Below are 14,915 nucleotides of genomic sequence, written 5' to 3'. Positions count from 1 at the left end.
CCATCGGAGGTTCTATACCCTTTTTTAACTTTTACAGTACACCTGCATGCCCAGCGTAAACTTGACCGCGGCTGCTGTCTACAGTTATGTCCTGACCGTCTTCCAACAGGTCAAAGACATTTTCTACACCTACAATAACCGGAATACCAAGGCTCACACCTACTACTGCCGCATGAGAAGTCAAACCACCTTCTTCTGTAATCACCGCAGCAGCTTTCTCAATTGCCGGCATCATTTCTTTTTCCGTAGCATACGTAACCAGGATATCTCCCTCATTCATACGTGCTAATGCATCTTCATTGTTTTTAGCGAATACAACGTGTCCATAGGCACTATTTCTGCCAATTCCTTGACCTTTAGCAATCACATCACCAATCACATGTACTTTCATTAGATTTGTTGTACCCTTCTCTCCAACAGGTACACCTGCAACAACCATTACTGTATCGCCACGCTTACATACACCGGAATGAAGCCCCTGTGCTACGGCTGATTCCAACATTTCATCTGTGGATGTAGTCTGATTGCCAAGAACAGCATGTACACCCCATACAAGAGAAAGCTGACGATTTACTGCTTCATTCACTGTTACAGCAAGAATCGTTGCTTTCGGACGATATTTTGAAACCATGCGGGCTGTAGAGCCACTCTCTGTTGGAGTGATAATCGTGCCAATATTTAAGTTATAGGCAGTATGTGAAACCGATTGGGTAATCGCTTCTCTAATTTTCATATCCACATTTTTAGAACGCTCTTCTAAAATAGCTTTATGATCCAATGCAGATTCTGCTTTTAATGCAATGTTGCTCATTGTTTGAACAGATTCAACCGGATAAGCGCCGGCAGCTGTTTCACCAGAAAGCATGATAGCATCGGTACCGTCAAAAATAGCATTGGCAACGTCAGAAGCCTCTGCACGAGTCGGACGAGGGTTTCGCTGCATAGAGTCTAACATTTGTGTTGCTGTAATAACAGGCTTTCCAGCTGTATTACATTGCTTGATAAGTTTCTTTTGCACTAAAGGTACATCCTCAGCAGGAATTTCTACACCAAGATCACCACGTGCAACCATTAAACCATCACTAACTTCCAGGATACTGTCAATGTTATCTACACCTTCCTGGTTCTCGATTTTAGGGATAATCTTAATATAATCCGCCTGATGCTTTTCTAATACTTCTTTAATTTCTAATACATCTGAAGGACGGCGAACAAAAGATGCAGCAATAAAGTCGACGCCTTGCTCAATTCCAAAAATAATATCATTCGTATCCTTCTCTGTAATTCCAGGAAGATTAACGGATACGTTTGGAACATTAACGCCTTTTTTATTTTTAATTTCCCCAGAGTTCAACGCAACTGTAACAAGTTCTTTTGCTTCTTGATTGATTTCTTTTACTTCCAATTCAATCAGACCGTCATCCAAAAGGATTTTAGAGCCTGCATGGACGTCATTGATCAAGCCTTCATAAGTAATAGAGAATCGCTCTGCAGTTCCCTCTACTTCATCCATGGAAATGACTACTTCATTTCCATGAACAATATCTGCTCTTCCTTCCTTAAAGCTTCCTGTACGAATTTCAGGACCTTTTGTATCAAGAAGTATCGCTACTGTTTTATTTTTCTTAGCAGCAGCTTCGCGAATATTTTTGATCCTTGCACCATGCTCATCAAAATCTCCATGGGAGAAATTCAGTCTGGCAACATTCATTCCCGCATCGATTAACTGCTCTAACTTTTCGACTGATTCCGATGCCGGTCCAATCGTACAAACAATTTTTGTATTTCTCATGTATTATTTCCTCCTTAGATTCAACCCAAATCCTTATTAAATGGACAATTCTTTAGATAGCTGGAACATCTCATTATTACTATAATGCTTCGAATTCAGAATGTCATCAATATCATTATCGACAATTTGATTATTTTGAATGCCGACCATACGTCCGCCTTGATTATTTAGAAGCAATTCTACTGCAGCAGCACCCAGCCGGCTTGCTAATACTCTATCCTGTCCAGTTGGAGAACCGCCTCTTTGAATGTGTCCTAAAACAGTTACACGTGTTTCTAAATCTGTAGCTTCTTCAATTTGCTTCCCGATATCAAATCCTTGACCGGCACCTTCCGCAAGCAGGATAATGCTGTGTTTTTTTCCACGCTTATGCCCGCGGTTCAATCGGTCAACAATTTCCGAAAGTTCATCTTTCTGTTCAGGGATAAGAATACTTTCTGCACCAACAGAAAGCCCGGCCCACAACGCTAGGTCTCCTGCATCACGCCCCATTACTTCAATGATATAAGTCCGCTCATGAGAAGTAGCTGTATCCCGAACTTTATCAACAGCTTCTATAATTGTATTAAGAGATGTGTCAAAACCAATTGTGAAATCTGTTCCCGCAATATCATTATCAATTGTTCCAGGTACACCGATACAAGGAATACCTTTTGCAGTCAGCTTTTGAGCTCCTCTAAAGCTGCCATCTCCGCCAATGACAATTAAACCTTCAATGCCTGCTTTCTTCAATTGTTCGATTGCTTTTAATTGACCTTCATCCGTTTTAAATTTTTCACTTCTGGCTGAAAATAAAATTGTTCCGCCACGGTGAATAATATCACCAACAGAACCAAGGTGCATCTTTTCAAAGTTACCATCCATTAAGCCCTGATAGCCATTTTTCACACCAAACACTTCCATGTCATGATAAATTGCTTTTCTAACAACTGCTCTAATGGCAGCATTCATGCCAGGAGCATCCCCGCCGCTAGTCAAAACACCGATTCTTTTCATTTATTTCCCACCTCATTGTTAATATATTGCAATGTACATTTTAAGTATAATCAAGTGCTGCATCTTATTCTTCGTCCACTACTTTATCTATTTTACATGATTCTTTCATTATATTCCAAACTAAAATAAAGGCTGATATTCATTCTCAGCCTTTATAAAAGATTATATCGTTTGAAATGAACCTATCTTTTTATATTTTTGCCATCTTTCCTCAACAATATCCTCAGATGACAATCCTTTTAGCTCATTCAATGATTTTTCAAGCACTTGATCAATGAATTCTGCCTGTGCATCAATGTCACGATGTGCGCCGCCTTTTGGTTCTGGTATTACTTCATCAATCACATCCAATTTCTTCAGGTCTGGAGCTGTAATCTGCATCGTTTCAGCAGCCCGCTGTGCTTCACCTGCATCTTTCCAAAGAATTGCAGCTGCACCTTCCGGAGAGATGACAGAGTATGTAGAATTCTCCAGCATATGAACATGATTTCCAACACCAATTCCTAATGCGCCGCCACTGCCGCCTTCACCAATTACAATACATACAATAGGCACAGTTAATCCGGCCATCTCCATTAAATTTTTAGCGATGGCTTCACTTTGTCCTCTTTCTTCTGCTGCCTTTCCTGGATATGCTCCTTTTGTATCAATAAAGGTAATAATCGGACGATTAAATTTTTCAGCCTGCTTCATATGACGCAATGCTTTTCTATAGCCTTCCGGATGCGGCATTCCAAAATTACGTTTAATATTCTCTTTTGTATCTTTGCCCCGCTGATGACCAATTACTGTAACGGGCTGATTTTTATAATAAGCAATTCCGGAAACAATCGCTTCATCCTCACCAAATAAACGATCTCCATGAAATTCAATGAAATCTTCAAATAACCTTTCCACATAATCCAGGGTCGTAGGGCGGTTCGGATGTCTTGCCATTTGTACCCGATTCCATGGTTTCAGATTACCGTAAATGTCTTCTTCCAGCTTCTCTAAACGTTCTTCCAGTGTCTTGATTTCATCTTTTAAATCAATATCACTGTTCTCTGTAAATGATTTTAGTTCGATTATTTTTTCTTTCAAATTAACAATCGGTTTTTCAAATTCTAATATTGGTGCCACCCTTGATTACCTCCCATCCGCATGCATAGAAAGAATCTTCCCAAGCGTTTCTTTCATATTATGACGGTGAATAACCTTATCTACTTGACCATGCTCTAATTGAAATTCAGCTGTTTGAAAATCATTCGGCAGTTTTTCACGAATCGTCTGCTCAATAATTCTGCGGCCTGCAAAGCCGATTAAGGCTCCCGGTTCAGCAAAGTTATAATCTCCAATGGATGCAAAGCTTGCGGAAACACCACCAGTAGTTGGATGAGTCATGACAGAAATCATTAAATTGCCGCTGTCCCTGAATCGTTTAACAGCAAAAGACGTTTTTGCCATCTGCATTAAGCTCAAAAGCCCTTCCTGCATCCGAGCTCCGCCAGAAGCTGTAAATATAATAAAAGGAATAGACTCATTTTTAGCATTCTCAATTGCTCTTGTTATTTTTTCTCCAATTGCAGATCCCATGCTTCCCATACGAAAATGGGAATCCATAACTGCAAATGCGACCTGGTTTCCCTCTATCGCACCTGTGCCTGTAACAACACCTTCATTGAGATCAGTCTTTTGACGATCCTTTTTTATCTTCGACTCATAATCAGGAAAATTCAGCGGATTTGCAGAAGTCATCCCTGCATCCCATTCTTTAAATGTTCCATCGTCGAATAAACTCTCAATTCTTGCCCAGGCTGTCATCGGATGATGATATCCGCAGTTTGGACAAACATATAAAGACTTTACTATTTCTTTTCGATAATATATTTGTTTACAGTTATCACATTTCTGCATTAATCCCTCTGGTACATCTACTTTTGCCTTCTCACCTGGAATCGATGCATACTTCTTACGCTTGCCGAAAAAATCTTTAAGTGGCAAGTTTATCCCTCCTTTTTCTGCTGCTAGTCACTTTTGATAAAGTATAACAGTAAAGAAAACTTGACAAGTTAAACCAGCATTGATCGCATTCATTGGGACTGGGACTGCTATTACTCGCCCCCTCAAAGCCCATTGCACTTTCACTGATTACATACAGTCACGTTAAGTGGCAGGCGTCAATACTGGAGTATCACGTCCGTCGTACTTTACGCTTTAAATTCTTTATACTTTCTTAAAGTGTAAAGAAATTGCAAATATTAACTAGCATTCAAATAGAGCTTTTTAGGTAAGAACATTTTTCCTATCTTACCATTGTAAACTATTTTACTGAGTTATAATAGTTATTTTCTATAAGTGCATGTTCAAAAAGGCAATAAAAGTGACAGAACAGGAAAAGAACCTTCCAAGCACTATAACCATGCGGCAGGTGAAAAAGCCGGCGTATCCTGTAAAAGAGCACTGCTACTTTAACCGATTGCTCCTCTTTATCTACCTTTTTGAACATGTACGATAAAAAATCAAATAGAAACCCAATCAATAGATTACCACTTGATAGCAAGTCACGCAATCACATTGTTATGATTAACATTAATTTATATAGCAAATAAAAACTGTCCTTTCTCCTGATCGCACACTTTTCTCATTAAATTTAACTTAAAACGAAAAAATAATTCAAGAGGGTGTTCAAATATGAAAGCAATATCTATTTTTAAATTAAGGTTATTCCCAACATGAAATACCCCAAAAACACATTTATATAAAATAAATGTGCTTGGGGATCGTTATCAGTTTAAATTATTTATTCAGTTCCTTTGTCAGACGTCTTGTCTTCTCTGCTATATCCTCCGGGTCTACCTGAATACGCGCTACTCCCGTTTTCATAGCTGCTTCTGCTACATGCTTGGCCACCAGCGGAGCAACTCTATCATCAAAAGGAGAAGGAATCACATAATCTTCTTTCAGCTCGGCCTCCTCAATCAGGGAAGCAATCCCTTCTGCAGCCGCTATTTTCATTTCTTCATTAATGCGTGTTGCTCTGACATCCAAAGCACCACGGAAAATTCCTGGAAAAGCAAGCACATTATTTACTTGATTCGCAAAGTCAGACCTACCGGTACCAATTACTTTTGCACCAGCTTCTTTCGCATCCTCCGGCAAAATTTCCGGGTCTGGGTTTGCCATTGCAAAAATAATTGCATCCTCATTCATTTTCTTTACCATTTCTTTTGTTAAAGCACCGCCTACTGAAACGCCGATAAATACATCTGCACCTTCTAACACGTCTTCCAGGCTTCCTTCGATTTTTTGTGCATTCGTATATTTTGCAACCATCTCTTTCACTTTATTCATTCCATGAGGACGTCCTTCATAAATGGCTCCCCGCGAATCACACATTATCATGTCATGCACACCGAGACGCTTTAATAATCGAATAATGGCAATACCTGCTGCGCCGGCCCCATTCGCTACCACTTTGATATTCGAAAAATCTTTATTTACCAGCTTTAAAGCATTCATTAACCCTGCAACCGTTACAATTGCTGTACCGTGCTGGTCATCATGAAAGATAGGAATATTTGTTTCACTTTTTAAGCGGTCTTCAATAATAAAGCAATTAGGCGCTGCAATATCTTCCAGATTCACTCCGCCAAAGGTAGGCTCCATCAATTTAACAGTCTCTACAATTTTATCGACATCTTGTGTATTCAGACAAATTGGAAAAGCATCCACGCCAGCGAATCCTTTGAATAATACTGCCTTTCCTTCCATTACCGGTAACGAAGCTTCTGCACCAATATTACCAAGTCCTAAAACAGCTGAGCCGTCACTTACTACAGCAACCATGTTTCCCTTCATCGTATAATCGTAGACCGTTTCTTTCCGATCATAGATTTCTTTGCAAGGCTCTGCTACTCCCGGAGAATATGCCAGACTTAAATCATCTTTATTCTTTACGGGTACCTTTGCCTTCACTTCCAGTTTTCCTTGTTTTTGTTCGTGTAAATGTAATGCTTCGTCTCGTAGATTTGCCATTGAATTCCGCTCCTTTGCATACAGTAAGTAAAATATGTAAAATAATTGCGCTTACATATGAGTCAAGCCAATTAAATCCCTTTCATTATAACAGATGGTAAGCCTGTGTAAAGTGACTATAACTATAAAATCGTTATCTTCTATATTGTTTGAACATTATCTAAAATCCCCTTAAAATGGCACTCATTCTACTGCTGGAATCTCTTAAGCTTTAGAAGCCGGTTTCCCATAAAAACCGGCTTCTCTTCCAAATCCACAAATTATATTTTTCTTCAAGGCGTAAGAAGGCATAAAACCTTATCCAAGCTTAGTCAGCTGTCATCGTTCTATCACATTATCATCACCAAAATATTTTTTCAGCTGCTTCATTTCTTTTTCCGTCAAATGAAGGGAGTAGTTATTTGCAAGCTGGTAGGTTTCTTTATTTACCGGATTATACACAATTACCGGTGTCTTGCCCGGATGTTGATCGGCTACTTGCTGTAAATAGGTCAAAACACTACGCTTATCCTGATTTGTCATTCGTATATATAATTTTTTTGTTTCAGGTATGCCTACTTCAGACAAATCTAAGGCCGCTATATCCTTCAAAACAAACTGAAGCTTTTGATTTCTCTCTTCCACTGTAACACGTATCCAGACCATTTGCTCTTCTTCAAGCTGATTGCTCACGTGGCGAAACAAGTCCGGAAAGATAACAGCATCCATCTTTTTATCCTCATCGGATATAATCAAAAAGGCCATCCGTTCCTTGCTTTTTGTACGAATTACTTTTATTTCTTCCACGACTCCGACTGTATAGATTTCTTTCCGTTTGCCAGTAAACTGTTCTGCCTGTTTGAAAGTAAGAATTCCGTTTGCTCGTAATACACTACGAAAGCTTTCAAACGGATGATTCGATATATAGATACCCATCAATTCCTTTTCAAAGGTAAGCTTCTGTATCGACGAATAGTCCTCTATTTCTGTGTATTCCAATGCCTCATGGAATAATGATGATTCTTCAAACATCCCTTGAAACAGCTCCTTTTGTTCAAGGGCCGGTTCAATAGAAGCAATCAGACTTGCCCGATTATGATGAAAAATATCAAACGCACCAGCTAAAACAAGATTTCTAATAGCAGCCCGGTTCACTTTCTTTATATCAACCCGCATACAAAAATCAAAAAAGCTGGTAAAAGGGGCTTCTTTTCGAAGTTCTAACATATGAACCAATGCCTGATAGCTAATTCCCTTGATCGCGGCTAACCCAGTACGTATCGCCTTCTTTTCAACTGTAAATTGCTGATAGCTTCTGTTTATATGTGGCGGGAGTATCTGAATATCAAGTTCTTTTAATGCCTCCTGGTAAGCGGACATCTTTTCAGGCTGATTTTTGGCATCCGTCAACAAACAGGAAAAAAATACTGCTGGATAATGCGCCTTGAGAAAGCTTAGCTGATAGGAAATTTTACTATAAGCTACGGCATGGCTTCTCGGGAACCCATAATTGGAAAAGCGGACAATCCAGCTGAAGATCTCTCCTGCCACAGCTTGAGAGTAACCATTCTCTAAGCATCCTTTGATAAATGCCTCCTCCTGCTGCTGCATCACTTCTTTTTTCTTCTTGCTTACAGCCCTTCTTAAAATATCGGCCTCACCAAGACTGAATCCAGCAATATGATGGGCAATTTGCATAATCTGCTCCTGATATATAAGGACGCCATAGGTTGATTTCAAAATAGGCTCTAAATCTGGATGCGGATAGGTTACCGGCTCCTGCTTAAATTTACGCCGGATATATACAGGAATAAAATCCATTGGACCCGGCCGATAGAGTGCATTAACCGCTACAATATCCTCAAAAGAGGAAGGCTGCAGCTCTTTAAGAACATTTTGCATCCCCTCTGATTCCAATTGAAAGACGCCGCTGGTTTCTCCTTTTCGTAACATGGCAAAAGTCTTTTCATCCTGCTCCGGAATAGCAGCAAATGTCCAATCCTTTTTATGTGTATAGGCGATTCCCTTAAAAACCCTCTCTATTAGCGACAGATTCCTAAGCCCTAGGAAGTCCATTTTTAACAGCCCTGCTGCTTCCAGCTCATTCATGGCATACTGTGTCAAATACGTTTCACCTGTACCGCCTGTTAAAGGAACATCCGCTACCAAAGGCTCGTCACTAATCACAACACCGGCTGCATGGGTGGATACATTTCTCGGCAATCCCTCTAGTTTGATCGCTACCGAAAACAAGTGCTTCAATTTTTCCGATGCTTTCACATAGGCTGCTAATTCTGTTGAATCTTGTAACAGCCGCTGGATGCTTTTTGAAGAAGCCTGCTTCAACTCCTGTAAAATATACCGCGTATCCTGTTCATGAATATCCATTGTTTTCATTAACTCACGAAGGATGGAGCGTGTTGCAAATGTTCCAAAAGTAATAATCTGCGCAACATGCTCTCTTCCATATTTATCTCTTACATAATCAATTACTTCATCACGCCTGATATCAGAGAAGTCTACATCAATATCCGGCATGGTCAGCCTCTCTGGATTTAAAAATCGTTCAAAAAGCAGATTATATTTTAATGGATCGACCTCTGTAATCCCTAAAATATAGGCTACAATGGAGCCTGCTGATGATCCTCTCCCCGGTCCAACCATGATATGATTTGTTTTAGCAAATTGAATAAAATCAGCAACAATTAAAAAATAATCACTGTAGTTCATACTTATTATGGTGTTCAGCTCATACTCCAGCCGTTGCCAATGAGCTTCTGTAAGGTTCGTATAGCGCTTCTTCAGCCCTTCTTCACAGCACTTCCGCAAATAAGTATCCGGATCAAGCTGATCCGGTGTCGGAAAGGAAGGCAGATGCTGTTCATCAAAATGTAAATAGGTTGTGCATTTATTGGCGATCTCTTCTGTTTTATCCAGCAGTTCTGGCCAAGCGTGAAATAATTGCTGCATTTCTTCTCGGGAAGTAAAATGATGACCATGAGGCAGCAATTCCTTTCGTTTAGGGGCCCACTTCTCTCCATAACGCATTGCCTGTAAACAATCATAGGCTAATACATCCTGGTCATCCAGGTACAGAACATCCTGTATAGCGACATAAGCAAAATCGGCCTCTTTCCATAATGGAAGCTGATGTAATTCTGAATTAATTCCAACATAAAAGTCACCTGCATGAAAGTACGCTTCTGCCCTTTCCCATTGCTGAAAAAGCCGACCCGGGTCTGCTTTCACAGAACCTTGGTTGTCTTTTAGGAACGTTCCTCCCGACAGTATACCAATAACGCCCTCTGTATACTCCCCAAGCTGCTCAACAGGTAATTTATCAATGTGATGGGTTTGCAAATAGGTACTTAGCCGCAGCAGCTGCCGGTAGCCTGCCTTATTTTTGGCAAGTACAATGAATGGATGATCAGACCCGCTTTCTTCCATTTGCACAGGAACAGTCATGCCAATAATTGGTTTAATCCCCTGATCCATACAAGCTTTATAGAATGAAACAGCACCATAAAGAACAGCCTGATCTGTTAAACATAAGCTTTGGTAACGTAATTTTTTTGCTTTTTGTACAAGCTTTTGTATAGAAATGGTGCTCTCCATTAAACTATAGCCACTTTTTACTGATAGATGTGTGTACGTCATTCCACTCCGCCTTCTTTCTAGAGGAAGTTCAAAAAGTCCAATAAGAACGGTCACAGTGAGGATGAGTAATCGCAACCCAAGGACATCACATTTTAGCCGGCCGATCCTTTTCATCGTACTTTTTGAACACGCATTTCTGTATCCATTATAACAAGATAGTACATACGTGCCTATTGATTTAGTTTTGCTCATATCCCGTCTGTTTCATTCATAAGATAGAATATAGCCCCTCCGACCATCAGGGCTGCCTATAAGACAAGCTATCATGCGAGGAGTGTCTGTATGGAAGAACGATTTTTTGCTGCATTTATTCACTGCTTTTTCATTGCATTAGGAGTTATTATCGGGGGCTCCATTATCGGGAGTATTGGGGATTTTGCAACAGGAGATGCCGCTTTGACCTCGATGAACCGGATTGCAGAACGCTTAAGAATATGGGGAATTGTCGCTGCAATTGGCGGTACCTTTGATGCCATTGCCAATTTTGAAAGAGGTCTGTTCGATGGCACACCAATGGATTTAGTAAAACAAATATTATTAATTTTATCTGCAATGGGCGGTGTAAAGGTCGGCCTGATTATTATCCAATGGTTTTCACAAGGAGATGTTCCCTGATGCATATTCCGCCCTATCATAAAAAAACAAGCTGGCAGCTCATTTTTGTCGGTTTCTTTTTTGGCAGCATTATTTCCTATATGGTGTTCACATATATGTATGGAACAATGTATGAAGAAGTGTTAAAAGAAAATATAGAACTGTCTAATGAAGTAACCGATTTGGAGCATACGAATCAAACACTGCTAAAGGATAAAGAAGATTTGAGCGAGCAGTCCAAACAACCGCTCACCATCTCAAGAATCACCGTGGAGATAGAGGACCCGGATTCAATGAGAATAGACTTATTAATGCAGGATCAGCTGCGTGCTTTAATCCGTGATGAGATTGATCATGTTATCGGTGAAGAAGTAGAGCTTATATCACAATCTGATGAGCTGCTCATCTCAACGATTGAAAATAAAGCATTCACCCTTGACAGTATGAGCTACTATTTCACTGTAAGGCAAATTGCATTTGGGCCAAATTTAAAAATAGTAGTCCTGCCTGATTCGGTAAGATAGTATGTGAATTTGAGATGGTATCCGTTTCAAGAAGGTATCGGGGAGAATCGCTGAGGCTGTCACTGTGCAGATAGATTGTTTTTCACCTTATCTTTAGCACGACAGCCTAAGCGTACATAATCTTTAATTGTCAACTGCCTTCAACGTATTCCTTACATACTTTTTCTAAATCCGCCTCTAAATCCTTCGCTTCGTCCCATGTATATACGGTTGCACCAGAAGCTAAAGGATGTCCACCGCCATTATATTTTCTTGCAATTTGATTAATAACTGCCCCTTTTGAACGGATACGCACACGAATTTGATCGGCTTCTTCAATCAGGAACATCCATACCTTGATTCCTTTCACATCTGCTACAACCTGAACAAGCTGATTTGTTTCTTCTACAGTAACATTAAATTCCTTCAACAGCTCAGCAGATAATTTAATGACACACAGCCCATTCTCCGACAGCTGAAAATGCTGTAAAATATGTCCGTTTAATCGTAATACCTTTTCTTCTGCCTGATATAATGCATCATACAGAGCTGTCCGGTCAAAATCATAACGAACTAATTCACCGGCATACTGAAATGTTTTAACCGTTGTACTCGGAAACTTAAATCTGCCTGTATCTCCGACAATTCCTGCATATAATAGACGGGCTGCTTCCTTATTTAGCGCCCAACCACGTGACTTTGCCTCCATTGCAAGCTCGACAATCATCTCTGAAGTGGAGCTGGACTCTGTTGAGACCCATTCAATATCTCCATAAGAGTCTGTAATTGGATGATGATCAATTTTTATTAGCTGATTTCCTGTACGATAACGCTCATCATCAATTCGCGGTTGATTTGCCGTGTCACAGACAATCACGAGGCTTTCCCTGTAAGCATCATCCGGTACTTGATCCATCTTCGCTAAAAAAGCTAAGGACAGAACATCCTCCCCTACAGCATAAACCTCCTTCTCCGGGAAAGAATGCTTAATTAATGCCTTTAGACCTCCCTGTGACCCAATTGCGTCTGGATCAGGGCGTACATGTCGATGGATGATGATTTTCGGATTTTTTTCAATCGCTTCAATAATTTTTGTGATTTTCATGATAATCTCCTTCTGGTATATGATATAACCATCAATTTCTCTAGATTAATTACTAAAAAAACGGTACAATGAATTTAGAATTTAACAATATGTAATTAGGAGCGTTTAAATGGTTATCTTCCCTATCATAATTATAGTTTCAGCTGTCTTTTATATCTATTATAAAGTAGCAATCCTAAAAGAGAAAAGCACATTAACTCAAAAATATTACAATGGGCGAGCAAAATCCTGCCTGGGAGCATTTTTGATTGCCTTTGCCATTAATCAATATACACTTTATCTGACGCAGCTCAGTCTGCTGATTGGTCTTGTTATTTTTGTTTTGGGATTAATGCAGCTGATCCGCGGCTTTAAAGAAGCCCGTCATTACCAAAAAGAGTGGCGAAGACTACATCCACAATAAGCCAAAGTATAATGGCCCGGTCTTTCAGACATACTCAGAATCCATAAGGCTGTTCAAGCAAAAATGACGCTAACTTAAAAACAACTGGAAAAAGTAAGGATTCCAGTTGTTTTTTATCGCCTCAAAACCGTAACATGATTATCGATTAATCAGCTGAGCCATAATCAATGACCGTCCAACAGTAGTTTGTCCATGCATCACTTCTACATCTATTTTTGCATACAGACGCCCGATATCAAGCAGTATCGGTTTTATATGCAATATACTATCGATAGGTACCGGCTTACTGAAATAAACCGTAATATTCTCAATGGAGATTTCTGCCTTCTTCTCTATTTTCATCATTTTTTCACATGCTTCTGTAATTAAAGCAGTAAAGACACCATGTGATAATGTTCCCAGATGATTTGTCATTTGCGGTATAACATGGGCTTCAAATAAGCCATTCTCATCCGGGTTTTGTGACATATTATTAGCAACAATATCTTCAATTGTCTCTCCGACCTGAGGCTGCCTTTGAATTTGCTGCATTGCTTTTAATACATCTTGTCTGGAAACAACACCTCTTAATACTTGAGAACCATCCACTACCGGAACAAGCTCAATTCCCTCCCAAACCATCATATGTGCAACAGAGGCTAAGGATGTTTTTTCTTGAACAACTAAAGGCTTGCGGCTCATGATCCGATCAATAAATGTACTCTGATCTTTTCCGACAATATCACGAGAAGAAACCATCCCCACTACTTTCATACGGTCATCTACTACTGGAAACCGTGTATGTGTGGACACCTCATTATTAATATACCAATCCTTCACCTGCTGTTTTGTCGTTAAATAATAAGAAGATTCAAACGGGGTTGAAATATCCCCGACAAATACAATTTCTTTCTTAATCAATTGATCATAAATTGCCCGGTTAATCATTGCCGCCACTGTAAAAGTATCATAACTTGTAGAAATAATCGGCAATTTTTTTTCATTCGCCAGCTGCTTAACAGAATCGTCTGTATCAAATCCTCCAGTAATCAGAACAGCTGCCCCGGCTTCTAACGCAAACTTATGAACCTCCAGCCGATTTCCGACAATCAGTAATGAATTAGCTTGAGTGTAGCGCACCATGTCATTTAATTGCATTGCTCCTATGACAAATTTACTGAGCGTTTTATGCAGCCCATCCCTGCCGCCAAGCACTTGTCCATCAATAATATTGACAATCTCAGCAAAGGTCAGCTCCTCAAAATTGTCTTTCTTTTTCTTCTCAATCCGGATCGTCCCCACACGCTCAATCGTACTGACAATACCTTGATTCTCTGCTTCCTTAATTGCCCGATAAGCAGTCCCATCACTAACATTCAAATCCTTGGCAATTTGACGGACAGATATCTTACTCCCAACTGGCAATGATAAAATATGCTGTAAGATTTGTTCATGTTTGGTTGCCATCTGCCATCACCTTCTTTCAACTGTACTATATAAAACATATTAGTCTTATTATACAATTGATACAGATGAAACTCAATGGCTGCGCTGTTTCTTCTTACTTATTCCTTCCTGTTCCATAATCGGTGGCCTGGACATTTTCAATAGTGTTGCAAGATTTGCACCGATAAATACAAACGCAAATAATAACCAGCATCCCCAAAATAAAAATTCCAAAGAGCTGGAAGATTGCGGAACCATTGGCCACGCAATGTAAATGAAAAAACAAACTAATAACAGTCTTAAAATAATATTTGTTTTCACAGCTGCCTCCCCCCTCTTTATAAGTGTATGAGAGAGGTTTATTTCTATGCAGCAGAAAACCACAGAGCTTGGGTCTCTGTGGTTTTCTGCTGCATATTCTTTAAAAAAGATACCATTCAACCAGGA

12 protein-coding genes are annotated in these 14,915 nt (G+C 39.7%); 3 read left to right on the top strand and 9 right to left on the bottom strand.

Annotated elements, in window-relative coordinates; genetic code table 11:
- Positions 1-31: 31 nt before the first annotated feature.
- The 6 genes from pyk to dnaE all read right to left on the bottom strand — a co-directional run bounded on the left by pyk (position 32) and on the right by dnaE (position 10,438).
- Positions 32-1,792 (bottom strand): pyruvate kinase, encoded by a 1,761-nt coding sequence (pyk, locus tag FLK20_RS14735; RefSeq protein WP_152657356.1) that lies wholly within the window; start codon positions 1,790-1,792, stop codon positions 32-34.
- A gap of 36 nt (positions 1,793-1,828) precedes the next feature.
- Entirely contained in the window at positions 1,829-2,788 is a 960-nt protein-coding gene (gene pfkA / locus FLK20_RS14730) for a 6-phosphofructokinase (protein WP_152657355.1), read from the bottom strand.
- Between the two features lie 162 nt (positions 2,789-2,950).
- Positions 2,951-3,907 carry an acetyl-CoA carboxylase carboxyl transferase subunit alpha gene (accA, locus tag FLK20_RS14725; RefSeq protein ID WP_152657354.1) on the bottom strand — a complete coding sequence of 319 codons (957 nt, stop codon included), beginning with the start codon at positions 3,905-3,907 and terminating at the stop codon, positions 2,951-2,953.
- Between the two features lie 6 nt (positions 3,908-3,913).
- The gene (gene accD, locus FLK20_RS14720) at positions 3,914-4,768 is read right to left on the bottom strand and encodes an acetyl-CoA carboxylase, carboxyltransferase subunit beta (protein ID WP_152657353.1); all 855 of its coding nucleotides are present in this window, start codon (positions 4,766-4,768) and stop codon (positions 3,914-3,916) included.
- Positions 4,769-5,563: 795 nt separating this feature from the next.
- Positions 5,564-6,802 carry an NADP-dependent malic enzyme gene (ystJ, locus tag FLK20_RS14715; RefSeq protein ID WP_152657352.1) on the bottom strand — a complete coding sequence of 413 codons (1,239 nt, stop codon included), beginning with the start codon at positions 6,800-6,802 and terminating at the stop codon, positions 5,564-5,566.
- Between the two features lie 318 nt (positions 6,803-7,120).
- Positions 7,121-10,438 carry a DNA polymerase III subunit alpha gene (dnaE, locus tag FLK20_RS14710; protein WP_152657351.1) on the bottom strand — a complete coding sequence of 1,106 codons (3,318 nt, stop codon included), beginning with the start codon at positions 10,436-10,438 and terminating at the stop codon, positions 7,121-7,123.
- A 282-nt stretch (positions 10,439-10,720) separates the two neighbouring features.
- Between dnaE and ytrH the strand changes: the two genes are divergently transcribed.
- Both ytrH and ytrI read left to right on the top strand, forming a co-directional pair.
- Entirely contained in the window at positions 10,721-11,053 is a 333-nt protein-coding gene (gene ytrH, locus FLK20_RS14705) for a sporulation membrane protein YtrH (protein WP_077600988.1), read from the top strand.
- Complete coding sequence (gene ytrI, locus FLK20_RS14700) at positions 11,053-11,556, top strand: sporulation membrane protein YtrI (RefSeq protein WP_152657350.1); 504 nt, start codon at positions 11,053-11,055, stop codon at positions 11,554-11,556. The genes ytrH and ytrI overlap by 1 nt, the downstream gene beginning before the upstream one ends.
- Positions 11,557-11,686: 130 nt before the next feature.
- Here ytrI and FLK20_RS14695 read toward each other — a convergent pair whose 3' ends face one another.
- A complete protein-coding gene (locus FLK20_RS14695) occupies positions 11,687-12,640 on the bottom strand; it encodes a DHH family phosphoesterase (protein WP_152657349.1) in 954 nt (317 codons plus the stop codon).
- Positions 12,641-12,749: 109 nt separating this feature from the next.
- On the opposite strand from FLK20_RS14695, the gene FLK20_RS14690 reads away from it, so the two are divergent.
- Positions 12,750-13,043: a YtpI family protein gene (locus tag FLK20_RS14690; RefSeq protein WP_152657348.1), complete on the top strand. Its 294-nt coding sequence runs from the start codon at positions 12,750-12,752 to the stop codon at positions 13,041-13,043.
- Between the two features lie 138 nt (positions 13,044-13,181).
- Here the strand turns inward: FLK20_RS14690 and FLK20_RS14685 are convergent, their stop codons facing one another.
- A complete protein-coding gene (locus tag FLK20_RS14685) occupies positions 13,182-14,489 on the bottom strand; it encodes a DRTGG domain-containing protein (RefSeq protein WP_152657347.1) in 1,308 nt (435 codons plus the stop codon).
- Positions 14,490-14,561: 72 nt separating this feature from the next.
- On the bottom strand, positions 14,562-14,789 hold the full coding sequence (locus tag FLK20_RS14680; RefSeq protein WP_152657346.1) for a hypothetical protein: 228 nt from the start codon (positions 14,787-14,789) through the stop codon (positions 14,562-14,564).
- Positions 14,790-14,915: the final 126 nt, after the last annotated feature.

The sequence above is a fragment of the Oceanobacillus sp. CFH 90083 genome, from assembly GCF_009389585.1.
GTDB lineage: Bacteria > Bacillota > Bacilli > Bacillales > Amphibacillaceae > Oceanobacillus.
This window is presented reverse-complemented; position numbering and strand designations above follow the sequence as displayed.